The organism is Bosea sp. PAMC 26642 (assembly GCF_001562255.1).
Taxonomy (GTDB): domain Bacteria; phylum Pseudomonadota; class Alphaproteobacteria; order Rhizobiales; family Beijerinckiaceae; genus Allobosea.
Genome location: NZ_CP014301.1, coordinates 1,292,894 through 1,317,775, shown reverse-complemented (window position 1 = coordinate 1,317,775; position 24,882 = coordinate 1,292,894). Strand labels below are relative to the sequence as shown.

The window sequence follows — 24,882 nt, the reverse complement described above, 5'->3', positions numbered from 1 at the left end:
AGACGAGGGCTTGCCCGTGGAAGCGCGATGGCGTCGCGCTAGGACATTCATGCCCCTGGATCCTGCCTTCTGCGTATGGAGCTAGGCTGGTCATATCCAGACTGCCCGAACGGTGTTCGAAACCGAAATCTGCTCTCCGAACAATGTTCTAGGGTCAGCGAACAACGTTCGGCGGGAGTCCGCTCGAAAAACGAACATCGTTCGAAAACGCGACAGGCGGCGCCGCGAGGCGTCGCCTGTTTCCGTTCGAGCCGCGCGCGTGGAGGGCCGGACCGGCCACCCCGCGACAGGACGTTCCCGCCGCGGACTTGGGACGTGACCAGACATGACCATTCGCCGCCGCAGGGGCTCGCCTGAACGCTACATCACCGAGATGGCCGACGAGGAGGTCCTCACAGTCGCGGCGCAGGATCCGCCCGCGGCGCCGGTGCTGCCGGCTGAGCCACCGATCCCCGAGGCGGTTGTCGACGCGGCCCCGTCGGTCCCCGTCTACGACCACGGTGTCGCCCTACGGCAGATCGAGCTGATGATCGGTCGCCGCTGGCACGGCGATCGGGAGGAATATCTCGGCTCACCCCTGCCGAGCTTCAGCGAGCCCGACCAGCTCCGTTTCGACCGACTGGTCGCGCTCTACAACGATGCCCAAGAAGGTCGCCGGCCCCTGCTGTTCGGTACCGACGCGATGGTCAGCGCGCTGACGCGGACGCGTCGCCTCTGCCCCGGCTTCGAGGCGGTCATCGACCTCGTCATCCGCGCCACGATCCTGTCCCGGCGCACGGGCACGCCGCTCTTCGTCCCGCCCATCCTGCTGCTCGGACCTCCCGGCACCGGTAAGACGCATGCAAGCCAGCAGATCGCCCGCGCGCTCGGGACCGAGATCCACGCGATCAGTTGCGCCACCAACAGCGACGCCCAGGCGCTGGTCGTCGGCCACCCGACGTCGTGGAAGGCAGCGCGCATGGGGCAGCTGACCGAGGCCATGGCCATGGGATCGACGGCGCAGCCCGTCATCCTGCTCGACGAAGTCGATAAGCTCTCGACCCACTCCTCGGAGAAGCCATACCACACGCTCCTGACCGTCCTCGAAGGCGAGAACAGCCGCGCGCTCCTGGACGAGTTCGTGCGCGTGCCTTTCGACCTGTCGGCGGCGATCTTCATCGCCACTGCCAATGACGTCGATGCACTCCCGGACTTCATCATCGACCGCCTGACGGTGTTCACCATCGCCCAGCCGCGTGACGAGGCGCTTCTGGCCATCACCGGGCTGATCGCCGCCAACATCGTCGCCGAACTGCGCGGCGGCGTCGCCATGCCCACCGAGGACGTCCTGCGCCGGGCCGCACGGCACAATCCGCGCCGCCTCGGCAAGCTGTTGCGCCTGGCCTTCGGCTTTGCGGCCGCTGAGGGGCGCGACGGGCTGACGATCGCCGACATCGTCGCGGCCGAGACGCTTGTCGCTGGAGCGGTGCGGGCGCGGCCGATCGGCTTCCTCGCCGCGAGGGGTGAACGGGACGGGGCGGGTCCCTAGGCCAGCGACATCAGCCGGTCCCGTTGAAGAGACCCAAGGTCGACGAGCCAGGGGAAATCGAAAGGACGCAAGCTCTGGGAAAAGAACCCCCAGGGACCTGTGCACGACCAGAAGCAAAGAAAGCTCAAGACCATGTCGAACAAGAAGACCTCGGGCCGGATCGGCCGCCCGATCCAGCCCGCCCATTCCGCCGCCGCCGTCACGAAGTGGTACCCGACCGATTGGGAGCACATCGGCGGCAATGGCATCGCCGCGCTGCCGGCGGACGCGTTCACCCGTCCCCGCTTCACCGAAACCTATCAGGCGGGCTACGTCGTCAACGTCTACGTCGGAGCGTGCGGCGAGAGCTACGCGAACCCGAGCGTCCGCACCGGTCTCCTCGGCGTCGCCCGAGATCTCCAGCTGCCGATCTACAAAGTGTCCTCGACCCAGTGCGCCGATCCCCGCGATCGTCTCAGGGCAATGAACGCCGACCGCTACGGGTCGTACCGCGAGACGTCCTCGGGGCCGGTCAACGACCTCGGCTTCGACGCCTGGATGCTGCAGCAGATCCTTCCAACCCGGGCACCCAAGGCCGGCGCGCCGGTCGAGCTGCAGCCGCGCGCGATCTCGGTCGTTCTCCCGCACGACCTCTCGGCCCGCGCGTTCGACAAGCGGCTCCACGCCGCCATGCAGAACGCCTCCCTCAACGGGTGGCTCGTCTCGCCAGCGGGAACGGCGCACTGCTCGCTGCTCGGCCTCGCGCCGCAGGATCTGCAGCGCGCGACGGTCTATCGCTTCGGGCGCGCGACGCGGATCTCGCCCGCCGACGAGCTCTATCTCTTCCGGCCGCGCGGCGAGGACGCCGATCGCCTGCTCGCCATCATCGAACAGATCCTCTTCCAGCACGTCACCGGCATCGCCCCAGTCGCCTGCCAGAGCTGGGCGAGCCCGAGCCAGCACGCGCTGCGGCGTCACAACCAATCCGCAGGCCCGCAGCCGGTCGCGGCCTAATCGCCACGCCGGGCGCGCTCGCCGCGTCCGGCACTTCGTCCCCATCCTGATCCGTCGCCCCAGGGGCGATCACCCAATCGATCCAGAGACAGACATGACCACCGCCAGCAGCCATTCCAGCCCGATCTCCCTGCACCACCTCGCCTTCGACGACACGATCCGTCCCGTCATCGGCGAACTCGCCGCCATGAGCCTCTCGAACCCGACCGACCGCGACTATGCCGCATTCATCCGCAACGGCCCCTCGCTGGTCGCCATCGCGGCGCGCTGCACCCAGCGCACCGCGGAACTCGAGCGCTTCATCGAACTCGCGCAAGTGTCCGCTCCCTACTTCGTGCGCAATCACGTCGCGACGCCGCATGCCCTCGCCATCCTGAACGAAGAAGCGACCCTCGCGCTCGCGCTGCTGCCGGCGCGAGCTCCGGCTGACCGCCACGCCCAGCGTGAGCATGGCTTCGCTCTCATCCGGGCAGTCCAGGAGCTCGATGACCCGGCGCTCGAACCGCTCGCCCGCGCCGCGTTCGGGATCGAAACCCTCTCTGCGACCACCGCCGGCGCGGTCGCCACGAACGCGCTCGCCCATGCCGTGGCGCGCTATCGCGAGGGGGCCTCGGACCAGAGCCCGGCGACCTCCCATAGCGTCGAGGACGCGGCAGCGCTGCGCGCCTTCGTCGTGCAGGTCCCGGACTTCGAGGCGCTCTACCGCGACGTCGACGTTCACGCTCGGGCGGCCGCGCGGCTTGCGGCGATGCTCGTCGAGCGCGACCTCGCGCGCCAGCAGCATGACGACATCGCCATGGCGCTCGAGGGCGCGGAGCTCCAGGCCCGGATCGCGCTCCTGCGCATTGCGGTCGCTTCGGCCCACACCGAGATCGAGCGCTGGTCGAGGCTCGCCGGCGAGGTCATCCCGCACCCGACGCCGAAGTTCGCCGCGACGCTGACGCTGGCCGCGAAGATGGGGGAGTCCCTGCGCGACATGCTCGCGGCGCACCCGCTCGACTGAACGACCGTCATAGCCACGACAGCAAGGGGCGTCCCGCTGTGGGGCGCCCTTTGTCTTGAGAGGGAGGAGATGCAGCCGACTGGTTGTCACCCCTAAAACAGGACTTTTTCTCATGACCAACAAACTCGAGTTCCAAGCGGTCCCGCAGGACGATCGCGAGAGCCACGAGCACGCCGATCCCATCATGGCACTCCTCGCCCGGCTTCATGACGACCCCGCGATCGCTGACATGGTAGCGCTGCGTCAGTCGAGGCCGGATCTGCGCGATGCCGCCGTCAAGGCCGTGGCTCATCGCAATGCTTACGGCTGGAGCGTCAGCCAGGACGGCATCGGCGCGCTCGAACGTATCGCCCTGCTCACCATCGCCGGGGCGCATGCGATGATCGTCGCGATCTTCCCTGTCGGTAACCTGGACGATGTGGACGCCAAGGTCGCCATGCAGCCCAACCGCGAGTGGCTGGCCAATTGGCAAGGCAGTGGCGACTACGTCCGCGGGCGCATCGCACAGGCTGCCTTCAGCCCGGGGCAGCTCGCGGTGCCGCCGCAGCCCAACGTCTCGGAACGGGAGAGTGCCCTATACCCCTGGCCCGTCACTGGGTTCGACCTCGACGCGGAGATCGAGAGCTTGCCGACGCGGGAGATCTATACGCCCGAGCAGCTCCCCATGCTGGCTGCCTTCGCGGCGGAGGGTCTCGACATGAAGGCCGCGCTGGAGAAAGCGCGGGACTATTTCGCTGCCGCCGATCGTCTGTTCGCGGAAGCGCTTCGTCCTAGCCCGGCGATGCATCGGACACGGCTCGCGGCCGAAGGTGCGCTTATCGCCGCCTATCTGTCCTGTGCCCAAATCGCGGTCTGGCCAGCGCGGCGCGGGACCGGCGATCGCGACGCCAAGCTCGCGGTGCAGGAACTTGTCAACGGGCGCGCGACGACTGACGATCCGCTGCACCTCCAAGCGGCGATCCGGCACGGATTCACCTTCACCGGAACCGTGTCTCGCGGCTCGCCACAGCTGTTCGTTGAGGTCAAGCTCAGCCAGTGGGTCGGGAACGTTTAGAACCGCTCTCGAGCTGCTGCGCGTTGGAATCCCAAGTTGGCCCAAATCAGACTCAGTCCCTCTGCCGGCTCAGAAGCCGCCAGAGGGTACCAGCGCACTTCTCGATCTTCACATTCGGGTTCAGACTGCGATCGTAGCCGGTTCGGCACAACCGAGGCCCACGACTGGTGGGTTGAGGCAACGCGCCGTGGGCAGCCGTTACGCTAACTTATCGAGGGCTTCGTACACAATTGCCATGCGATCGGTCGCATTGTCGTCTTCCGGATAATCCGGAGCGTCTGAGGCCCAAGATTCTCGCCGCTCCCGTTCCTTCAAATCCTTGTCGTAAGCGAAATTCACTACGTGAGCATTGTGATCGTTGTGATTGCTGTGATCGCCCGTAGCCGGCCACGCAGCATTTGCGGTCTGACTGACATAATGGCCTCGGGCAACTCTGGCGATTTCGCCGGCATCAACCATCTTCTTGAGAAGCTGACGCACCGCATCGTTCGTTTGCCCAGTCGCCTTCTCGATATCTCGCGACGAGAGTGGGGTCCGGCTGGCGGCCAAGAGTTGAACGATACGGTCGCGCTCGGGATGAGTGCTGACGACGGCGCGCGGCTGAGCGAGACGCCAGTGCTTCGCCAAGTCATCGAAGGCCAGCTCCTGTGCGATTTCCTCGATATCTCGGCCTCGTGCCAGCAGGCGTGTTCCTCCTCGCCCCCTGTCCAGCACAATCAGCGTGTCGGAGGCTCCCTGGAAGCCGCTTGATCCAGTGATGCGGTCGAAGGGATCGCCGCCGGACTTCCTGAGGTGATGGATGAGGAGAATTCCGATCTCCTTCTCCATGGCAAGCTTCTGAAGCTCGGTAATGTCATCATAATCCTTGTTATAGCCCCCTCGTCCACCAGCTCTCGAACGGACCTTCTGGAAGACGTCGATAATGACCAGGCGCGCTTCGGGCGTCCCTTCTATCCATCGGCGAATTCGCAGCAGGCCATCGGCATCCATTCGAGGCCAGTCTGTCTCGAAGAAGAGATTGGCGGGCCACTCCTGGCTACCGCCAAGCATCAGCGCGATACGGTCCTTGATCCGCCGCTGGCTATCCTCAAGCGCGAGGTAAAGCACAGCGCCCTTGGGGCATAGGTTCTTCCGCTTATCGAGGCAGGCTTCGCCGCGCGCCACCGACAGCGCGATATCCAGCGCGAGCCAGCTTTTTTTCGCCTTCGGTTCACCAGCCAGCACTGTCAGGCCAGTCGGAACCAGACCCTCGACAACGAACTTCAGCGGAGCAAATGAGCGCGCTTTCAACTGGTTCGCGCTGATCGGCCCATCGTCTGAGCCTGAAGTCGAGATCGTCATCGGCGATGGATCCTTTTGTCTCCGAGAGCTTGACGTAAAGCCGTAAAAGCCGAGACCAGGTTTTCCATAAAATTTTAGCGTATCGTCCAATCGACAGCAGATTCGGTGATTCTCTCACGTTGAATTAAAATTAGAGAATGTTGATTCGGGTATGGAGTTGCATGTGTCGGTACTCATGTTCTGGAAGACGATCCCCATACTAATCGCGCAGTTTCTGCGGCGACCTGGGCAGGTGAGCCATCCCATTCCCGTACGCTTCGTCTCATCTCGGGTGGGCGGCGCTAACGCTTTCCCGGGCGGGGGAGCTGGCGCTCCGGCACGAACCGATCTTGAAAATCGGCTCGACGCGATCCAAGCCCTGTTGATCTCGGACTTAAACACAATGGTCCGCGCGCTGGCGGCAGTCGTACGGAATTCACACAAGCAAGCGCCAAAGCCAACTCAAGTTCCCGACTTGGATGCCGTGCTTCACGGCGTTTGGCTTGGTCCTTCGGACAGCCAAACCTTGCTGCGTAAGGGAAACGTTTTGGCCGCCACTCGCGATCACACGTGGGACGATCAGTATCGCGGCCATCTGCCGACGGCCAAAGCCGTCCACTTCCAGGCGACTGGAAATGTCGCTGGCTTAAAGGCGATGATCGAGAGCCAGAGGCGCGCGATCGCGCTTGTTGGCAAGGCGCGGAATGCGGCGCAACTCATCGCATCAGGGATGCGAAAGGTCTTCAATCAGGCCCAGAAGGGCAACAGGCCGGCTGACGAGACCATCGCGCGCCATGTGCTCGATGGTCTGCCAAAACTGAGCATCATGGAGATGACCGAATTTTCCTTTGTTAGCGGCGTCAACGCGGCCGACATTTGGCCGTTCGTCCACGGCGAGCCCGCGAAGATCGACTATCGGCGGGTCTTCGATCTTGCTGTCTTCGCCGGCTGCTTGGCGAGGGGCGAGCCAACGATCCTCCGATGGGATCTCGTGCGCTACTACATCGCGCATCGCGCCACCCCGAACATCCGCAACCGGCGGAAGCGGGCTCTCTACCCGAACACGGCCAGGGTCCATAAAGCGATCGAGTGGACATTGGCGCGCGTGGACCACGCTTACAACATTCATACATTCACAGGGCAGTTGGTCCTCAGTGGCCAGCCTGGCACACACAAGATATTTCGGGTTGCTCCCTGTGGTGCCTGAAGCGTCCACGCTCGCAGCGTGACCAAGCCTGCTCGTAACCCGGACGGACCGTCTGGCGATCCTCCTCGCGCCCGACGGCGTAGGCATCGGCGGGGACCGAGCAAGTCGCGAACAACGGCGGCGCCACCAGCGCCGCCGTCTCTAATTCTACTGAAAAAAGCCCTTACCAATTAGATTCATGTCGGTCGCAGTGCGACGCTGGCAGCCTTCTGCTCCTGGACAGGAGCAACCGGCGTGGACCGCAGGACGGCGATCGAGCAACAGACGCAGACACGCACGGGAACGCGCTCGGCGGCCAGGAGGGTCGTGTTGGGCTCAAGGCCTGCCGGTGGGCGCAGGATGGCGTCGAGGCGCCATGCTAGCGAGGCAGCGTGATGCCCAGCGTTCCTCGCTCTTGCCGCGTAAGATTTTCGGTAGACCCACGAGACGTTCCACCCGCCAAGGCGGCGCGGCGGCTCCATCTCACCATCGATGAGTTCGAGGCTCTGCTGCCGCAGCTGGTGAAGCGGGGCTTCCCTACCGCGGATGCAGACACCGGCAACTATGACCTGAAGAGGATCGACGAGTGGATGGACAACAGGTCCGTCCAAACCCCCAGGAATCAGGCGCTCGACGCTCGGGAGGTGGTGAATGACCGCATCGAGCGAATGTGACATGGGAAAAGACAAAATCCGACACCTGATCTTCATGGGACGGCGTTGGCGCTACAAGCCGTCGAAGGACATGAAGCCGCACGGCTTCAGGTTCACGACGCTGAGTGCAGGCGTGGTGATCGCAGGCAAGAACTATCCAAGCGCTCAGGACAAGACCCGCGCTATCGGGTGGAACAACGAGTGGGATCAGATCCGATGCGGCGAGACGACCTCACGCCCTCGGTGGCCCACCGGCAGTGTTGGTGAGGCCTACGATCGGGCTCTGAGATTGCGTGCCGCTACTCGCGTCACCAAAGGCCAGCGGCAAACGAAGGACCAAGAAAGTCGTGATGACTGGCTGCGCGCCTGGAAATGGCTGGAGCCGGTCTTCGGCGACGTCGATCCGGCAACGATCGAGACGGAGCATTTTCTTCGCCTCGAACCGGTCAGCGGCTTGGCGAAGGGCCTGATTCCAAAGATCGAGACAGCGGTATCCACGACGGAACGCCATCGCGTCATCAAGGTCTGGCGAGCCCTGTGGGTTCTTATGGAGGCGATGGGATACACCCACGGTAAAAAAGACCCATCGCTTGCAATCGCCAATTCGACCGCGCCGCCCCGCCAAGCGGTCTGGACCGAGGGCGAGGTCGTTCGCCTCTGCAAGCGCGCATGGCGGATGGGCTACAAGGGCCTAGCGGCCTGCATGGCTACGGCATGGGATAGCCAGCTCTCGCCCATCGACCTGCGTTCTCTGACGACGGGGCAGCGAACCGACGATCTGCAGGGGGCCATTTTTGCTCTCGCTCGCGCCAAAACCAATCGGGCCGCTGCCGGGTCGCTCGGTAAGCGGGCTACCCATCTTCTCGACGGCTACATCGCATCGTTGCCCTTCGAACTGATGCCCAACGCACCGATTTTCAGGACGCGTGGCAGCGCCACAACCACAAAGGGCGGCAAACCCCAACAGCCCGCGCCCTACACGAAGAACAAGCTTGGTTTTGATTTCCGGGTCGTTCGCACCGCCGAATTCGGTCTCGTTGAGACGCGTCAGCTTGCCGACATGCGCCGATCGGGAACTGTTGAAGCGACGGCCGGAGGCGCAAGCGCCCAAGCCATCTCGACGAAGATGGCAAATACCTTGGCAACGTCGACCAGGCTTCAGCAGACCTACAACCCGGTGAATGTTGTGACGGTCCGAGACGTCGATTCGCATCGGCGGGAGGGCCGCGCGAAGCTCAGAAAGAACAAACCGGGCCGAAAAGTGTAATGAGGGCGTTGGAGAAAGTGTAATGACCCACAGGTCAATCGGGCTAAGCCCTTGAAATATATGGCGCGGGCGACGGGGCTCGAACCCGCGACCTCCGGCGTGACAGGCCGGCACTCTAACCAACTGAGCTACGCCCGCGCAGGGCAGTGAGGGGCTCGCCCCCAGCGGCGTTCGGATTATGGCGCGGGGCGGGAAGTGTCAAGCGCGCAGCGCCGGCAAATCGATTGTTCGGCGGATTTGGGCGGGATGAAAGGAAGGGAAGGCGCCCAATGGCATCGCCCATCACGCACGACTCGCTTCGGCGCTTGATGGAACGGCCCAGACGCCGTAAACCCGCGCCCGAGGGGCGGTTAGCTCAGTTGGTAGAGCGTCTCCTTTACACGGAGAGGGTCGGCGGTTCGAGCCCGTCACCGCCCACCAGCCTTCGCCCTGCGGGCTACGGCTTGGCAAGCCAGAGGCGAACTGGACCGCAAGGCGAAGGCTGCCTCGCCGAAGGTGCGCAGCAACGGAGGCGGGCGTGCGCTACGTCTATATCCTTCACAGTCTTGCATCCTCCGGGCGCTTCTATGTTGGATTGACAGGAGACCTTCGCGACAGGCTGCAGCGGCACAACCGTGGCGAAGTCACACATACAGCGAAATATGCGCCGTGGGAGATTAAGACATATGTTGCGTTTTCCGACGAAACACAGGCTGTCGCATTCGAACGGTACTTGAAGTCCGCATCCGGACGGGCATTTTCAAAGAAGCGGCTGTAGCACGTTTCGACGAATCGACAGGTTATCGTTGCTGCTTTGCTCAACAAAAGCCGCCGGCGTCGTGCGCCGGCGGCTTCGTCTTTTACGCGATCAGACTCAGTGGGCGACGAAACCACCCGCAGCGTCGTCCTCCGCGGCCTTGGGGCGGATGGCGCTGAGGTCCTCTTCCCAGACGATCGGCACGGGCTGGCGCGTCAACGCATGTTGCAGCACCTGTTCCATGCGCGACACCGGGATGATCTCCATGCCCTCCTTCACCGACTTGGGCAGGTCGATCAGATCCTTGGCGTTGTCCTCCGGGATCAGCACCTTCTTGATGCCGCCACGCAGGGCCGCCAGGAGCTTCTCCTTGAGGCCGCCGATCGGCAGCACCCTGCCCCGCAGCGTCACCTCGCCGGTCATGGCGACGTCGCGCTGGGTCGGGATGCCGGTCAGCACCGAGACGATCGACGTCGCCATGGCGATGCCGGCCGATGGCCCATCCTTCGGGGTCGCGCCCTCGGGAACGTGGACGTGGATGTCGCGCCTGTCGAACAGAGGCGGCTCGATGCCGAAATCCATGGCTCTGGAGCGGACATAGGACGCCGCCGCAGAAATCGATTCCTTCATCACGTCCTTCAGGTTGCCGGTGACGGTCATCTTGCCCTTGCCGGGCATCATGACGCCTTCGATCGTCAGAAGCTCGCCGCCGACCTCGGTCCAGGCCAGCCCGGTGACGACACCGACCTGATCCTCCGTCTCCGCCATGCCGTAGCGGTAGCGCGGCGGGCCGAGATACTCCTCGAGCACCGGGGTGGTGACGGCAACCTTCTTGGACTTCTTGAGCACGATGTCCTTGACCGCCTTGCGAACGGTGTTGGAAAGCTCGCGCTCCAGATTGCGGACGCCCGCCTCCCGCGTATAGCGGCGGACCACCGTCATCAGCGCCTCGTCGTCGATCGACCATTCCTTCGATTCGAGGCCGTGCTTCTTGATCGTGTTGGGGATCAGGTGACGGCGCGCGATCTCGACCTTCTCGTCCTCGGTGTAGCCGGCGATGCGGATGACCTCCATCCGGTCCAGCAGGGCCGGCGGGATGTTCAGCGTGTTGGCCGTGGTCACGAACATCACGTTCGACAGGTCGTAGTCGACCTCGAGATAGTGGTCGTTGAACGTGCCGTTCTGCTCCGGGTCGAGAACCTCCAGCAGGGCCGCCGACGGATCGCCGCGGAAGTCCTGTCCCATCTTGTCGATCTCGTCGAGCAGGATGAGCGGGTTGGAGGTCTTGGCCTTCTTCATCGACTGGATGATCTTGCCGGGCATCGAGCCGATATAGGTGCGACGGTGACCACGGATCTCAGCCTCGTCACGCACGCCGCCGAGCGACATGCGCACGAATTCGCGCCCCGTCGCCTTGGCGATCGACTTGCCGAGCGAGGTCTTGCCGACGCCCGGAGGGCCGACGAGGCACAGGATCGGGCCCGCCAACTTGTTGGCGCGCTGCTGCACGGCGAGATATTCGACGATGCGGTCCTTGACCTTGTCGAGACCGAAATGATCGTCGTCCAGCACGCCCTGCGCGATGGTCAGATCCTTCTTGATCTTCGACTTCTTGTTCCAGGGTATGCCGAGCATCCAGTCGAGATAGTTGCGCACGACGGTGGCTTCCGCCGACATCGGCGACATCTGGCGCAGCTTCTTCATCTCCGCGATGGCCTTGTCGCGGGCCTCCTTGGAGAGTTTCGTGCTGGCGATACGCTCTTCCAGTTCGGCAAGCTCGTCGCGGCCTTCCTCGCCGTCGCCAAGCTCCTTCTGGATCGCCTTCATCTGCTCGTTGAGATAGTACTCGCGCTGGGTCTTCTCCATCTGGCGCTTGACGCGCGAGCGGATGCGCTTCTCGACCTGGAGCACCGACATCTCGCTTTCCATCAGCGAGAGAACCTTCTCCAGCCGATGCGCGACATGGGTGATCTCAAGGACCGCCTGGCGGTCTGCGATCTTGACGGCGAGATGCGACGCCACGGTATCGGCAAGCTTGGACGGCTCGTCGATCTGCGCGACCGCAGCGACGATCTCGGGCGAAATCTTCTTGTTGAGCTTCACATAGCTCTCGAACTCGCTGATGACCGAACGGCCCAGCGCCTCGACCTCGACCTTCTTGCCCTCTTCCTCGGCCATGCCGACGGCCTCGGCCTGATAGAAGGCGTCGTCGGCGACATAGGCGACCGCCCTGGCCCGGCCGACACCCTCGACCAGCACCTTGACGGTTGAGTCAGGCAGCTTCAGCAGCTGCAGCACGCGTGCCAGCGTGCCGATCTCGTAGATATCCTTGGTTTCCGGATCATCGTCGCCGGCATTCTTCTGAGTGGCGAGCAGGATCAGCCCGTCGGTCTTGACGACCTCCTCGAGCGCGCGGATCGACTTCTCGCGGCCGACAAAGAGCGGCACGATCATATGGGGGAAAACGACGATGTCGCGCAGGGGGAGAACCGGATAGAGGCCGGTCTCGCCGGGAACGAACGGAGCGCGGGGCGCCGAGCCAGTCATGACGAATCCTTTGTTGTTGCGCCAAGCCTACCCCCGAATGGGCGGAGACACCTGACGTATGCGGCCGTGGCGACTATTCACCGCGTCCGCCCTCGCGCATCGCACCCTCGACAGGCATGCGACTCTCGCAAGTGAAGCTAAAGTGGAGACTTCCTCGCCGGCTTTCAAGCGAGCCCTCGAACCGTCCACCGGCCGGATCGTCGCAGCGCGCGCCGCACCGGCCCTAAACCCTCCATCACGCAAAACGCGCGCCAGCGGGCGCGCGTTTGTCGTTCCGGAGAGGACGTCCGAAGTCTGAATCACGCCGAAGCCGACTTCGCCTCTTCCTCGCGCTCCGAGTAGATGAAGAGCGGGCGAGACTTCGATTCGACGGCTTCGGGACCGATCACGACCTGCTCGACGCCTTCCAGCCCCGGCAATTCGTACATGGTCTCGAGCAGGATGCCTTCCATGATCGAGCGCAGGCCGCGCGCGCCGGTCTTGCGGTCGATCGCCTTGCGGGCGATCAGGGCCACCGCCTCGTCGGTGAAGGTCAGTTCGGTGTCCTCCATCTCGAAGAGGCGCTGATACTGCTTCACCAGCGCGTTCTTGGGCTCAGTCAGGATGGTCTTGAGCGCCGCCTCGTCGAGGTCTTCCAGCGTCGCCAGCACCGGCAGACGGCCGACGAATTCCGGGATCAGACCGAATTTCAGCAGATCCTCAGGCTCGACCTCGCGGAAGATCGCGCCGCTGCGGCGTTCGTCAGGGGCCTTCACGGTCGCGCCGAAGCCGATCGAGGTGCCCTTGCCGCGGCTCGAGATGATCTTGTCGAGACCGGCGAAAGCGCCGCCGCAGATGAACAGGATGTTCGTCGTGTCGACCTGCAGGAATTCCTGCTGGGGATGCTTGCGCCCGCCCTGGGGCGGCACGGAGGCGACGGTGCCTTCCATGATCTTGAGCAGAGCCTGCTGCACGCCCTCGCCCGAAACGTCGCGGGTGATCGAGGGATTGTCCGACTTGCGGCTGATCTTGTCGATTTCGTCGATGTAGACGATGCCACGCTGGGCGCGCTCGACATTGTAGTCGGAGGCCTGCAGCAGCTTCAGGATGATGTTCTCGACATCCTCGCCGACATAGCCGGCCTCGGTCAGCGTCGTCGCATCGGCCATGGTGAAGGGCACGTCGAGGATGCGGGCGAGCGTCTGCGCGAGCAGCGTCTTGCCCGAGCCGGTCGGCCCGATCAGCAGGATGTTGGACTTCGCCAGCTCGACGTCGTTGTGCTTCGTCGCGTGGGACAGGCGCTTGTAGTGGTTGTGAACCGCGACCGAGAGCACCTTCTTGGCGTGGTCCTGGCCGATGACGTAATCGTCCAGCACCTTGCGGATTTCGCGGGGTGTCGGAACGCCGTCCTTGGATTTCACCAGCGCGGACTTCGACTCCTCGCGGATGATGTCCATGCAAAGTTCGACGCATTCGTCGCAGATGAACACGGTCGGGCCCGCGATCAGCTTGCGCACCTCGTGCTGGCTCTTGCCGCAGAAGGAGCAGTAGAGCGTGCTCTTCGAATCGCCGCTGCTGACCTTACTCATCGTTCATCTCCATTCTCGGAGCCGGGCGACCACATCAGCCTGCGCCGATGCAACCGTCGTCTCTCCGTCATCATAGGCGTCCAGATCACCAGCAATGGGTTAACGTCCCAGTCCGGCACACCCGAAAAAACAAAGCCGCCTCAAAATCGGACCCGGTGAAACGCTGGCCCGCTTATCCGATTCCCCATGCAAACATGGGGCCGGTTACCGCGCAATATGGACCCTGCGGGCGGCTGCGCCAACCCACAGGGCGCGGGGCTGCTGGTCGCAGCCCCTGAGGCATTAGACTGTCGCGTCTTCAGGACGCTTGTCGATGACCTTGTCGATCAGGCCGAAATCGCGCGCCGCCTCGGCCGTCATGAAGTTGTCGCGCTCGAGCGCGGCCTCGATGTCCTCGTAGGACCGGCCGGTGTGCTTGACGTAGATCTCGTTCAGCCGGCGCTTCAGGCTCTCGACCTCGCGGGCGTGGATCAGGATGTCGGTGACCTGGCCCTGGAAGCCGCCGGACGGCTGGTGGACCATGATGCGGGCGTTGGGCAGCGCGAATCGCATGTCCTTGGCGCCGGCGGTGAGCAGAAGCGAGCCCATCGACGCGGCCTGGCCGACGCACAAGGTTGTGACCGGGCAGCGGATGAACTGCATCGTGTCGTAGATCGACATGCCCGAGGTCACCACGCCGCCGGGCGAGTTGATATAGAAGGAGATTTCCTTCTTCGGGTTCTCTGCCTCGAGGAACAGCAGCTGCGCCACGATCAGCGAGGCGGAATAATCTTCGACCGGGCCGGTCAGGAAGATGATTCGCTCACGCAGCAGGCGGGAATAGATGTCGAAGGCACGCTCGCCGCGGCTCGACTGCTCGACCACCATCGGTACGAGATTGTTGTAGGTCTCGATCGGATCGCGAAGCATGAAGATGTCCTTGGGGTGGCGTGCGCCGGTTCGACAAAAAAGAGAATCAGCGGATGTCCGGGAGGACAACCACATAAGCATGGCAAAGGCGGCTGAAAAGAGAAGCGCCGCCCGGCACGGTGCCGGGCGGCGCGAATGTTTGTGATTAAGGTTGCCAGCAATCAGGCAGAGGCGTCGTCGACAACCTCGTCCGGCTTGGTCTCGGCCTTCTTCGCGGTCTTTTTGGCAGCCTTCTTCGGCTTGGCCTCGGTGGCAGTCTCGTCGCCATCCTCGTCGGCGTAAAGGACTTCGCGCGAAACGCTCTGGTCTTCGACCTTCACCTGCTCCAGCAGGTGGTCGACGACCTTTTCCTCGAAGATCGGGGCCCGAATCTCGGCGAGCGCCTGCGGGTTCTTGCGATAGAACTCCCAGACTTCCTTCTCCTGGCCGGGGAACTGGCGGGCGCGCTCGACCAGCGCCTGCGTCACCTCGTCGTCTGCGATCTGGATCTTGGCCTGCTCGCCGATCTCGGCCAGCACGAGGCCCAGACGGACGCGGCGCTCGGCGATCTTGCGATAGTCGGCCTTGGCGGCCTCCTCGGTCGTGCCTTCGTCCTCGAAGCTTTTCTTCGCTTCCTTCATGTCGACCTCGACATGGCTCCAGACGCTGGCGAACTCCTGCTCGACCAGGGTCGGCGGCAGTTCGAAGGTGTATTTCGCGTCGAGCGCGTCGAGCAGGCTCTTCTTGAGCTTGCGGCGCGACTGGGCGCCGAAATCGCGGCCGATCTGCTCGCGGATCGCGCTTTTCAGCGCATCGAGCGATTCCATGCCGAAGGCCTTGGCCAGTTCCTCGTCGATCTTGACCGCCTCGGGGGCCTGGACCTCGGTCACGGTGACCTCGAACTCAGCCGGCTTCCCGGCGAGATGGGTCGCGGTGTAGTTCTCGGGGAAGGTGACGTTGACGGTGCGCGTATCGCCGGCCTTGGCGCCTTCGAGCTGCTCCTCGAAGCCGGGGATGAACTGGCCGGCACCGAGATCGAGCGGAATGCCCTCGCCCGTACCGCCGTCGAAAGGCTTGCCTTCGAGCGTGCCGACGAAGGAGATCATCAGGCGGTCGCCGCTCTCGGCCACGGCCGTCTCGCCTTTGTTGGAATAGGTACGGTTCTGGCCGGCCATGCGCTCCAGGGCGGCATCGACATCGGCATCGGGCACTTCCGCGACGGGCTTGGTCAGCGAGACGTCGGAGAGATCGGCAAGCTCGATCTTAGGCAGAACCTCGAGCGCGACGGTGAAGGCGAGATCGCCCTTGGCCTCCATCGCGGCCTCGATCTCATCCTTGTTCTCGGGGAACTTGATCTGCGGCTCGAAGGCGAGCTTCAGGCCGTTGTCGGCGACGATCTTCTGGTTGGCCTCGTTGACCGCGTTCTGCAGCACGTCGGCCATGACCGAGCGGCCATAAAGCCGGCGCAGATGGCCGACGGGCACCTTGCCGGGGCGGAAGCCGTTGATCTTGGCCTTGCCCTGCAGGCCCTGGAGGCCGTCATCGAGCCTGGTCTTGAGGTCGGCGGCGTTCAGCACCACCTCAAATTCGCGCTTGAGGCCCTGGGACACGGTTTCGGTCACGTTCATTGTTCTGATCCGCCAACAGCTCGTTATTCAAATATCCAAAACGCGACGCCGGGTTCCGCCGCCGCGCTCGCGAAACTCAATCAGCCTGCAGCGAACGATCCACGCATCCCGACGGGACGTCATGATGCGCTCGCGTGCCGACTGGTGCGGGCGGAGGGACTCGAACCCCCACGACTTTCGCCGCTGGTACCTAAAACCAGTGCGTCTACCAATTCCGCCACGCCCGCCGACCCGATGCGTCGCGCGAAAAAACGCAAGCCACGCCATCGTTGGGCCGCGGTGCTATACGCATTTGCGGAGCGGCGCGCAGCAAAAAAATGACGGTTCTGCGAACTGCCCCGACCGACGCCGGGTATTCGGGGCTCGGCCAAGCCTTTGTCGCCTGCTCACTCGCCAGACGATGCGGCAGCGATTATGTCGATCGTCATGAACGATGCGCCCGGACTCCACTCCCCTCACCCACCGCGACAGCCGACACGCCGAGAGGTACTTGCGGGCCTGAGCGCGGCAGTGACGCTGACCCTCGCCCAGGACGCGGAAGCCCAGGCAGTGCCAGCCACCAAGGCCGAAACCACAGAGCCGCCGCCGCGGACCATCGTCGCGGCGACGGGAAAGGTACGGTTACGGCCAGCGTCTGCCGCCGAGACCGAAATTTGGACGCTGGACGGGTCGAGCCCCGGGCCGGCATTGCGAATCAGGCAGGGCGAGACGCTGCGCCTGAAGTTGGAGAACCGCACGACGCGGCCGCTTGCGCTGCATTGGCACGGCTTGCGCGGCACCGCCGCAATGGACGGCGTCGGTGGCTTTACCCAGGCCCCGATCGCGCCCGGCGATAGCTTTGAATACCGATTGGCACCGCAGGAGCCCGGTACGATCCTCTATCGGCCGCTTATCGTCAGCGGCTCTTCCGAGCCGGCCGGAAGGGGGCTGAGCGGCATCCTGATCGTCGAGGAGAAAGAGCCGCTGAAGGTCGATCTCGACCTGCCGGTCCTGGTATCGGACTGGCTGCTCGGCGACGATCATGTCGTGCAGCCCTTCGCGGCCGATGCCCCCGAGAATGCCGCGGCTGGCCGGCTCGGCAGCTGGCTCACCGTAAACGGCGGCTCGCCGCCGCAGCGTATCACGGTCGCGCCCGGCGCACGGGTGCGGCTACGTCTCGCCAATGCCTGCAATGCCCGCATCATGCGGCTGCGCTTCGATGGGGTGAAGGCGACCGTCGTCGCCATCGACGGACAGCCGACCGACAGCTTCGAGCCGGTGCGCGCGCAACTGCCGTTCGGCCCGGGCACGCGCTACGACCTGATCGTCGACATGCCGGAGGAGGCAGGTGCGACCGCGATCGTCACCGCGCTGGTCGGCTCGGGCGTGCCGCTGGTGCGACTGGTTGCCGAGGGTGCCAAGGTGACGGCCACGACGGTGCCGGCTGCCCTGAAGCCCAATCCGACCCTGCCCCCGGCTGTGCGCATGCAGGACGCCACGCGCCCGGCGATCGTCATCGAAGGCGGCGCCAAGGTCACGCCAGACCTCAAGCTCGACCTCGCAGGTCTCGATCCTGCCCGTCCCTGGCTGGTCAATGGTGGCATCGGCATGGCCGACGGCAAGCCGCTGTTCAGCGTCAGACGCGGCATGCCGGTCGTGCTCGCGATCGAGAACAGGACGGCGTTCATCCAGCCGATCCATGTCCATGGGCATTGCTTCCGCCTGCTGCATCCGCTCGACGATGGCTGGGAGCCCTATTTCCTCGACACGGTGCAGATTCCGGACGGAAAGCGACTGCATATCGCCTTCATCGCCGAAAACCCGGGCCGCTGGATGATCTCCTCGACCGTACTTGAACGCTTCGACCGCGGACTTTGGACCTGGTTCGAGGTGACGTGACCCTGCGCACCGTCATGCGCTGGCTGATGGCGGCGTTCTATCTCGGCGCCGGCCTGCTGCATCTGCGATCGCCCGAGGCCTTCCTGCCGATCGTGCCCGCCTGGGTGCCGGCCCCTCGCGAGGTCGTCATCCTCACCGGCATCTTGGAAATCCTCGGCGCCAGCGGGCTGATGATCTCGCGTTTGCGCAAAGCGGCCGGGATCGGGCTGGCGCTCTATGCACTCTGCGTCCTGCCAGCAAACATCAAACACGCTGTGGAAGACGTTGCGATTCCGAGTCTTCCGACGAGTTGGTGGTATCATGGCCCACGGCTCGCCATGCAGCCCGTGCTGATCTGGTGGGCGCTGTTCTGTGCTGGCGTGACGGACTGGCCGATCCGGCGCAGGAATAGGTCGCCGGACTGACGTTCAACCCAGACCGAGTTGCTGCAAGACTCGCCGCACGATCTCGTCCTTGGGTAGTTCGACCGATATCACCAGCGGGCGCTCGTCGGCGCCGGGCTCTTCAAGCGCCGCGAACTGGCTGTCGAGCAGCGCTGGCGGCATGAAATGGTGCTGGCGCTGGGCCATGCGGGCGCCGATCAGCTCGCGCGAGCCTTTGAGGTAGACCAGCGCGACGTCGGGGCGGTCGCCGACGATGACGTCGCGATAGCGCCGCTTCAAGGCCGAACAGGTGACGATGCCGTGCTTGCCGGTCGTCCGCAGTTCGTCGATCCAGGCCGCGATCGCTGCGAGCCACGGCTTGCGGTCATCGTCGTTCAGCGGCGTGCCGCCGGCCATTTTTTCCACGTTCTGGGGTGGGTGGAAGGCATCGGCGTCGCGGAAAGGCCAGCCGAGCCGCTCGGCCAGACGCTCGCCGAGCGAGGTCTTGCCGGAGCTGGCGACCCCCATGACGATGATGACGGCAGGCCTGGGCCGCGCGCTCTCGACCGTTTCCACGACTCAGCCCTGCTTCCGGGGAGAGGTCGACTGGGGAACAGGCTCGGCACCAACCGCAACGGGCCCTGTCGGCAGCACGGTTCCTGGCTTCGGCTCGACATGGCCGCCGAAGCCCGCGCGCATGGCCGACAGCACCTTTTCGCCGAAGGTGTGATCGACGCGCGAGCGGAAGCGGGCAAACAACGCAGAGGTCAGAACCTCGGCCGGGGTCGCGGTCTCGACGGCGGCATCGACGGTCCAGCGGCCCTCGCCCGAATCTGAGACAGTGCCGGAATAGGCGGCGAGATCCTCATCGGCGGCGAGCGCTTCGGCCGTCAGGTCGAGCAGCCAGGAGGTGACGACGGAGCCCCGGCGCCAGACCTCGGCGATCTCGGCCGTGTCAAAATCAAAGCCGTATTCGGGCGGCAGGCCCTCCTTGGCAGAGGCATTGCGCAGCAAATCGAACCCTTCGGCGAAAGCCTGCATCATGCCGTATTCGATGCCGTTATGGACCATCTTGACGAAGTGGCCGGCGCCGACCGGCCCGCAATGCAGGTAGCCTTCTTCCGAGCGCGGATTGCGGCCGTTGCGATGCTTCGTCGGTTCGATCCCGCCCTTACCGGGCGCGAGCACCTTGAAGATCGGCTCAAGCCTGTCGAAGGCCTCCTTGTCGCCTCCGATCATCAGGCAATAGCCGCGATCGAGGCCATGCACGCCGCCCGAGGTGCCGACATCCATGTAGTGCAGACCCTTTGCCGCGAGGTCCCTGCCGCGCCGCACATCGTCTTTCCAGAAGGCGTTGCCGCCATCGATCAGCGTATCGCCGGGCGAGAGCAGGCCCGCGAGTTCGGCCAATGTCGCCTCGGTGATCTTGCCGGCAGGCAGCATGACCCAGATCGCGCGTGGCGCCTGGAGCTTAGCGACCATATCCTTCAGATCGGAGGCGACGACTGCGCCATCGGCGGCGAGAGCCGCGCCCGGCTTCGGATCGCGGTCATAGACCACGCAGTCATGGCCCGCGCGCATCAGCCGGCGCACGATGTTGCCACCCATCCGGCCGAGGCCGATCACTCCAAGCTGCATGACGCGGTGCTCCTGCCGGGGGATTGCTGAACCGGCTTCGGAGATGGTTCATGCCGCTTCAGAGGCAATGGGGCAAGTGTGGGAGCGGGGCGTCCGTCATGCTCGGGCTCGACCCGAGCATCTCCCGATGCGTGAGGCTCCGCCCGACATGGGCCTCATCCTCGACCAGATACTCGGGTCAAGCCCGAGAATGACGGCGGGCTTTAAACCTGGATCAGCCGCTGGACCTGGTTGGCATCGAGGTCCTTCATCGGCCCCGACAGCACGACCTCACCGCGATCCATCACGAACATCGTGTCGGCGAGATCGCGGGCGAAGTCGAAATACTGCTCGACCAGCACGATCGCCATGTCGCCCTTGGAGCGCAGATAGTCAATCGCGCGGCCGATATCCTTGATGATCGAGGGCTGGATGCCCTCCGTAGGCTCGTCCAGAACCAGCAGTTTGGGCCGGGTGACCAGCGCTCGCGCAATGGCGAGTTGCTGCTGCTGGCCACCCGAGAGGTCTCCGCCGCGTCGGCCCAGCATGGACTTGAGCACGGGGAAAAGGTCGAAAAGTTCGTCGGGAACGTAGCGCTCCTTGCGGGCGAGCGGCGCAAAGCCGGTCTCCAGATTTTCCTTCACCGTCAGCAGCGGAAAGACCTCGCGGCCCTGCGGCACGAAGCCGACGCCGGCGCGCGCCCGATCCTCGGTGCGCATGGTCGAGATGTCCTCGCCCCCGAACGAAATCCTGCCGGCGCTGATCGCCTGCTGGCCGACGATGGCGCGCATCAGCGTCGTCTTGCCGACGCCGTTGCGGCCCATGACGCAGGTGACCTTGCCGATCTCGGCCGAGACCGAGACGCGGCGCAGGGCCTGGGCGGCACCGTAATGGAGATCGATGGCTTCGACGGTCAGCATGATGCCCGGTCCACTTTTAGCCAAGGCCCTGAAAAAACACGCGCCGTCATTCCGGGCGGAGCGAAGCGGAGACCCAGAATCCACGCCTGAACTGTTCCGGCATGGATCCCGGATCGGCGCCGCTTCGCGGCTTGTCCGGGATGACGGCGGAGGTTCATCAGGGCGTGCGGCTCCATGACCATCACCGTCCCAGATACACTTCGACGACGCGCTCGTTCGCGCTGACCTGGTCGAGCGGGCCTTCGGCCAGCACCGAGCCCTCGTGAAGCACCGTGACCTTGACGCCGAGTTCGCGGATGAAACCCATGTCGTGCTCGACGACGATGACCGAATGATCCTTCGCGATCTCCTTGAGCAGCACGGCCGTCTCGGCCGTCTCGCCATCGGTCATGCCGGCGGCGGGCTCGTCGACGAGCAGGAGCTTTGGATCCTGCGCCAGCAGCATGCCGATCTCGAGCCACTGCTTCTGGCCGTGCGAGAGCGAGCCGGCGAGCCGATCTCGCGCGTCTCCCAGCTTGATGATACCGAGGATGTCGTCGATGCGCTTCGCCTGAACGGCAGCCGTCTTCCAGAACAGCGTCCTGCGCACGTCGCGCGGCGACTTCAGCGCCAGCAGGATGTTGTCCTCGATCGTGTGGAAGTTGAACACGGTCGGCTTCTGAAACTTGCGGCCGATGCCGAGATTGGCGATCGCCGCCTCGTCGAGTTTTGTCAGGTCGACCGTGCCGCCAAACATGACCGTACCGACATCGGGCTTGGTCTTGCCGGTGATGATATCCATCATCGTGGTCTTGCCGGCGCCGTTGGGGCCGATGATGGCGCGCATCTCGCCGGGCTCGATGGCAAGCGACAGGCCGCGAATGGCCTTGAAGCCGTCGAAGGAGACGCTGACGCCGTCGAGATAGAGCAGCGAGGATGTGAGGGCGCCTGGGCTGGGAGCATTCATGCGTGTCACTCCGCCGGGGCCGGTTCGGGCGCGGCAGCAGGTTCGGGCTTCTTGCGCTTCGCCCAGAGTTCCTGGGCGGTGCCCAAAATTCCCTTGGGCATGAAGATCGTCACGAAGACGAAGAGCGCGCCGAGCGCAAAAAGCCAGTAGGGCGCCATGAAGCCCGAGGTGAAGACGGTCTTGGCGTAGTTGACCACGACAGCGCCGAGCGCCGCGCCGACCAATGTGCCGCGCCCGCCGACCGCGACCCAGATCACGGTTTCGATCGAATTGGCGGGGTTGAATTCGCTGGGATTGATGATGCCGACCTGCGGCACGTAGAGCGCGCCGGCGACGCCCGCCATGCAGGCCGAGACGGTGAAGACGAAGAGCTTGAAGCGGTCGACCCGGTAGCCGAGGAAGCGGGTGCGCGATTCGGCGTCGCGGATCGCGATCACGACCTTGCCGAGCTTCGACGTGACGATGCCGCGGGCGATCAGAAAGCCGGCGATCAGCATGACGCAGGTCATGGCGAAGAGCGCGGCACGCGTCGTCTGCGCCTGGACGTTGAAGCCGGCGATGTCCTTGAAGTCGGTCAGGCCGTTATTGCCGCCGAACCCCATGTCGTTTCGGAAGAAAGCGAGCAGCAGGGCATAGGTCAGCGCCTGGGTGATGATCGAGAGATAGACGCCGGTGACGCGTGAGCGGAAAGCGAACCAGCCGAAGACAAAGGCGAGCAGGCCCGGTGCGAGCAGCACCATCAGCATGGCGAAGGGGAAGGACGAGAAGCCGTACCAGTACCAGGGGAGTTCCTGCCAATTCAGGAAGACCATGAAGTCGGGCAGGATCGGGTTGCCATAGGTGCCGCGCGAGCCGATCTGGCGCATCAGATACATACCCATCGCATAGCCGCCGAGCGCGAAGAAGGCGCCGTGGCCGAGCGAGAGGATGCCGCAATAGCCCCAGACCAGATCGAGCGCGATCGCCAGCAGCGCGTAGCAGAGATATTTGCCCCAGAGCGACATGGTCGATGTCGGCACATGCAGGGCCGAGCCCGACGGCAGCAGCAGATTGGACAGCGGCACGAGGATGGCGAGCGCGGCGATCAGGCCGAGGAAGACCAGGCCGCGCCTGTCCATGCCCTGGATGAGGAAGCGGGTGATCATGCTTCGACCGCCCTGCCCTTGAGCGCGAACAGGCCGCGCGGACGTTTCTGGATGAACAGGATGATGAAGACGAGCAGCGCGATCTTGCCCAGCACCGCGCCGGCATAGGGTTCGAGCAGCTTGTTGGCGATGCCCAGCGTCATCGCGCCGACCAGCGTGCCCCAGAGATTGCCGACGCCGCCGAAGACCACGACCATGAACGAGTCGATGATGTAGCTCTGGCCGAGATTGGGGCTGACATTGTCGATCTGTGAGAGCGCGACCCCGGCAAGCCCCGCGACGCCCGAGCCGAGGCCGAAGGTCAGTGCATCGACGCGGCCGGTGCGGATGCCCATGGCCGAGGCCATGCGGCGGTTCTGGGTGACGGCCCGCATCTGCAGGCCGATCGGCGTCAGTCGCAGGATCGCCAGCAGCGCGGCGAAGACCAGCGCGGCGAAGACGATGATCCAGAGCCGGTTCCAGGTGATGGCGAGGCCGCCGAGTTCGAAGGCGCCGGACATGAAGTTCGGTGCGCCGACCTCGCGGTTGGTGGGGCCGAAGGCAGTGCGGACCGCCTGCTGCAGGATCAGGCTGATGCCCCAGGTCGCCAGAAGTGTCTCCAGCGGCCGGCCATAGAGGAAGCGGATGATGCCGCGCTCGATCGCGATTCCCACAAGGCCTGCGACGAGAAAGGCCAGCGGCAAGGCGATCGCCAGCGAATAGTCGAACAGGCCGGGAAAGCGGGTCCGGATGATCTCCTGGGTAATGAAGGTGGTGTAGGCGCCGAGCATGACCATCTCGCCATGGGCCATGTTGATCACGCCCATGACGCCGAAGGTGATGGCGAGGCCGATCGCCGCCAGCAACAGCACCGATCCGAGCGAGAGGCCATACCAGAGGTTCTGCGCGGCGCGCCAGACGGCGAGCTTGCCCTCGATCTCGGTGATCGCGCGCGCCTGAGCCTCCTTCAGCGCCGGCGACGCATCGCCCGGCAGCGAACGCAGGGTCGCCAACGCGTCCTGATCGCCGCGCTCGCGCAGCAAATCAACGGCGGCGAGCCGGTCGAAGGGCGGGGCATCGGTCTTGGCGATCAGGATCGCGGCCTGAGCCTGGCGCAAAGCGGCCTTGGCGCGAATGTCGGTTTCCTTGCCGATCGCGGTCTCCAGGACCGGCAGGAGCGAGACGTCGCGGGATTTGAAGACGGCCTCGGCGGCCAGAATGCGCTTGCCGGCGTCGGGATTGAGCAGACCCAGACCGCCCAAAGCCGCCTGGACGACACGACGGAGATTGTTGTTGAGGCGAACCGGATTGACGCCTGCCGGCGCGGCGGCGAGCGGCTGGCCGGTCCTGGCGTCGATGAAGGCGCCTGCGGTCGTTCTGACGACTACCGCGCCGCCACCGGCCAGAAGGCGGCCATCGGCCAGGCCCTCGATGATCGGCGCGGCCTGCGGGTGAGCGGTCGCAATCAGGATATCGACGGCGCGGGCCGTGTCGGAAAAGCTGTCGGCGTTGAGCCGCGTGAAGGCCTCGTCGGCGCTCTGCGCAAAGACGGCTGCAGGCGAGAGCACGAAGGCCGTAACGATCAGGAGCAGACGCAGGACGCGGGCGATTGGCGGCATTGACCTGTCTTCGGGCTGCGGGCGGCGAGCCCGGCCGCCGCATGG

20 protein-coding genes and 3 tRNA genes are annotated in these 24,882 nt (G+C 64.6%); 10 read left to right on the top strand and 13 right to left on the bottom strand.

What is annotated here, in order from left to right; all coding sequences use genetic code 11:
* Positions 1-325: 325 nt before the first annotated feature.
* The 4 genes from AXW83_RS06150 (at position 326) to AXW83_RS06135 (ending at position 4,578) form a co-directional block, all read left to right on the top strand.
* Positions 326-1,528, top strand: coding sequence for an AAA family ATPase (locus tag AXW83_RS06150; protein ID WP_066611533.1), 1,203 nt, complete (start codon positions 326-328; stop codon positions 1,526-1,528).
* Positions 1,529-1,660: 132 nt separating this feature from the next.
* A complete protein-coding gene (locus tag AXW83_RS06145; RefSeq protein WP_156639833.1) occupies positions 1,661-2,521 on the top strand; it encodes a hypothetical protein in 861 nt (286 codons plus the stop codon).
* Between the two features lie 94 nt (positions 2,522-2,615).
* A complete protein-coding gene (locus AXW83_RS06140; RefSeq protein ID WP_066611530.1) occupies positions 2,616-3,524 on the top strand; it encodes a hypothetical protein in 909 nt (302 codons plus the stop codon).
* A gap of 112 nt (positions 3,525-3,636) precedes the next feature.
* A complete protein-coding gene (locus tag AXW83_RS06135) occupies positions 3,637-4,578 on the top strand; it encodes a hypothetical protein (protein WP_066611529.1) in 942 nt (313 codons plus the stop codon).
* 198 nt (positions 4,579-4,776) lie between these two features.
* On the opposite strand, the gene AXW83_RS06130 is transcribed toward AXW83_RS06135, so the two are convergent.
* Positions 4,777-5,919: an AAA family ATPase gene (locus tag AXW83_RS06130; RefSeq protein WP_066611527.1), complete on the bottom strand. Its 1,143-nt coding sequence runs from the start codon at positions 5,917-5,919 to the stop codon at positions 4,777-4,779.
* Between the two features lie 163 nt (positions 5,920-6,082).
* Here AXW83_RS06130 and AXW83_RS06125 point away from each other — a divergent pair, with 163 nt between their 5' ends.
* Together AXW83_RS06125 and AXW83_RS06115 are read left to right on the top strand one after the other, a co-directional pair.
* Positions 6,083-7,105, top strand: a complete 1,023-nt coding sequence (locus AXW83_RS06125) for a hypothetical protein (protein WP_156639831.1) — start codon at positions 6,083-6,085, stop codon at positions 7,103-7,105.
* A 630-nt stretch (positions 7,106-7,735) separates the two neighbouring features.
* Complete coding sequence (locus tag AXW83_RS06115; RefSeq protein WP_156639828.1) at positions 7,736-9,004, top strand: hypothetical protein; 1,269 nt, start codon at positions 7,736-7,738, stop codon at positions 9,002-9,004.
* 61 nt (positions 9,005-9,065) lie between these two features.
* Here the strand turns inward: AXW83_RS06115 and AXW83_RS06110 are convergent.
* Positions 9,066-9,142, bottom strand: a tRNA-Asp gene (locus AXW83_RS06110).
* 206 nt (positions 9,143-9,348) lie between these two features.
* Between AXW83_RS06110 and AXW83_RS06105 the strand changes: the two genes are divergently transcribed.
* Together AXW83_RS06105 and AXW83_RS28215 are read left to right on the top strand one after the other, a co-directional pair.
* A tRNA-Val gene (locus AXW83_RS06105) sits at positions 9,349-9,424 on the top strand.
* A gap of 97 nt (positions 9,425-9,521) precedes the next feature.
* Positions 9,522-9,761: a GIY-YIG nuclease family protein gene (locus AXW83_RS28215; protein WP_168166067.1), complete on the top strand. Its 240-nt coding sequence runs from the start codon at positions 9,522-9,524 to the stop codon at positions 9,759-9,761.
* 96 nt (positions 9,762-9,857) lie between these two features.
* On the opposite strand, the gene lon is transcribed toward AXW83_RS28215, so the two are convergent.
* The 5 genes from lon to AXW83_RS06080 form a co-directional block, all read right to left on the bottom strand.
* Entirely contained in the window at positions 9,858-12,287 is a 2,430-nt protein-coding gene (lon, locus tag AXW83_RS06100) for an endopeptidase La (RefSeq protein WP_066611517.1), read from the bottom strand.
* Between the two features lie 299 nt (positions 12,288-12,586).
* On the bottom strand, positions 12,587-13,855 hold the full coding sequence (gene clpX, locus AXW83_RS06095) for an ATP-dependent Clp protease ATP-binding subunit ClpX (protein ID WP_066611515.1): 1,269 nt from the start codon (positions 13,853-13,855) through the stop codon (positions 12,587-12,589).
* A 282-nt stretch (positions 13,856-14,137) separates the two neighbouring features.
* Positions 14,138-14,764 (bottom strand): ATP-dependent Clp protease proteolytic subunit, encoded by a 627-nt coding sequence (locus AXW83_RS06090; protein ID WP_066611513.1) that lies wholly within the window; start codon positions 14,762-14,764, stop codon positions 14,138-14,140.
* A 161-nt stretch (positions 14,765-14,925) separates the two neighbouring features.
* Positions 14,926-16,371, bottom strand: a complete 1,446-nt coding sequence (gene tig / locus AXW83_RS06085; protein ID WP_066611511.1) for a trigger factor — start codon at positions 16,369-16,371, stop codon at positions 14,926-14,928.
* A 142-nt stretch (positions 16,372-16,513) separates the two neighbouring features.
* Positions 16,514-16,598 (bottom strand) — tRNA-Leu (locus AXW83_RS06080).
* A 283-nt stretch (positions 16,599-16,881) separates the two neighbouring features.
* On the opposite strand from AXW83_RS06080, the gene AXW83_RS06075 reads away from it, so the two are divergent.
* Positions 16,882-18,249 carry a multicopper oxidase family protein gene (locus AXW83_RS06075; RefSeq protein WP_236841834.1) on the top strand — a complete coding sequence of 456 codons (1,368 nt, stop codon included), beginning with the start codon at positions 16,882-16,884 and terminating at the stop codon, positions 18,247-18,249.
* The gene (locus AXW83_RS06070; protein ID WP_335339339.1) at positions 18,246-18,653 is read left to right on the top strand and encodes a DoxX family protein; all 408 of its coding nucleotides are present in this window, start codon (positions 18,246-18,248) and stop codon (positions 18,651-18,653) included. The genes AXW83_RS06075 and AXW83_RS06070 overlap by 4 nt, the downstream gene beginning before the upstream one ends.
* Positions 18,654-18,656: 3 nt before the next feature.
* Here the strand turns inward: AXW83_RS06070 and AXW83_RS06065 are convergent, their stop codons facing one another.
* The 6 genes from AXW83_RS06065 to urtB form a co-directional block, all read right to left on the bottom strand.
* Positions 18,657-19,187 carry a gluconokinase gene (locus AXW83_RS06065; protein ID WP_236841833.1) on the bottom strand — a complete coding sequence of 177 codons (531 nt, stop codon included), beginning with the start codon at positions 19,185-19,187 and terminating at the stop codon, positions 18,657-18,659.
* Between the two features lie 3 nt (positions 19,188-19,190).
* Entirely contained in the window at positions 19,191-20,249 is a 1,059-nt protein-coding gene (gene gnd / locus AXW83_RS06060; protein ID WP_082766976.1) for a phosphogluconate dehydrogenase (NAD(+)-dependent, decarboxylating), read from the bottom strand.
* A 203-nt stretch (positions 20,250-20,452) separates the two neighbouring features.
* Positions 20,453-21,148, bottom strand: coding sequence for an urea ABC transporter ATP-binding subunit UrtE (gene urtE, locus AXW83_RS06055; protein ID WP_066611509.1), 696 nt, complete (start codon positions 21,146-21,148; stop codon positions 20,453-20,455).
* 181 nt (positions 21,149-21,329) lie between these two features.
* Positions 21,330-22,094, bottom strand: a complete 765-nt coding sequence (urtD, locus tag AXW83_RS06050; protein WP_066611507.1) for an urea ABC transporter ATP-binding protein UrtD — start codon at positions 22,092-22,094, stop codon at positions 21,330-21,332.
* A gap of 5 nt (positions 22,095-22,099) precedes the next feature.
* Positions 22,100-23,239, bottom strand: coding sequence for an urea ABC transporter permease subunit UrtC (gene urtC, locus AXW83_RS06045; RefSeq protein ID WP_066611505.1), 1,140 nt, complete (start codon positions 23,237-23,239; stop codon positions 22,100-22,102).
* Positions 23,236-24,837, bottom strand: a complete 1,602-nt coding sequence (urtB, locus tag AXW83_RS06040; RefSeq protein WP_066611503.1) for an urea ABC transporter permease subunit UrtB — start codon at positions 24,835-24,837, stop codon at positions 23,236-23,238. The genes urtC and urtB overlap by 4 nt, the downstream gene beginning before the upstream one ends.
* Between the last annotated feature and the right edge of the window lie 45 nt (positions 24,838-24,882).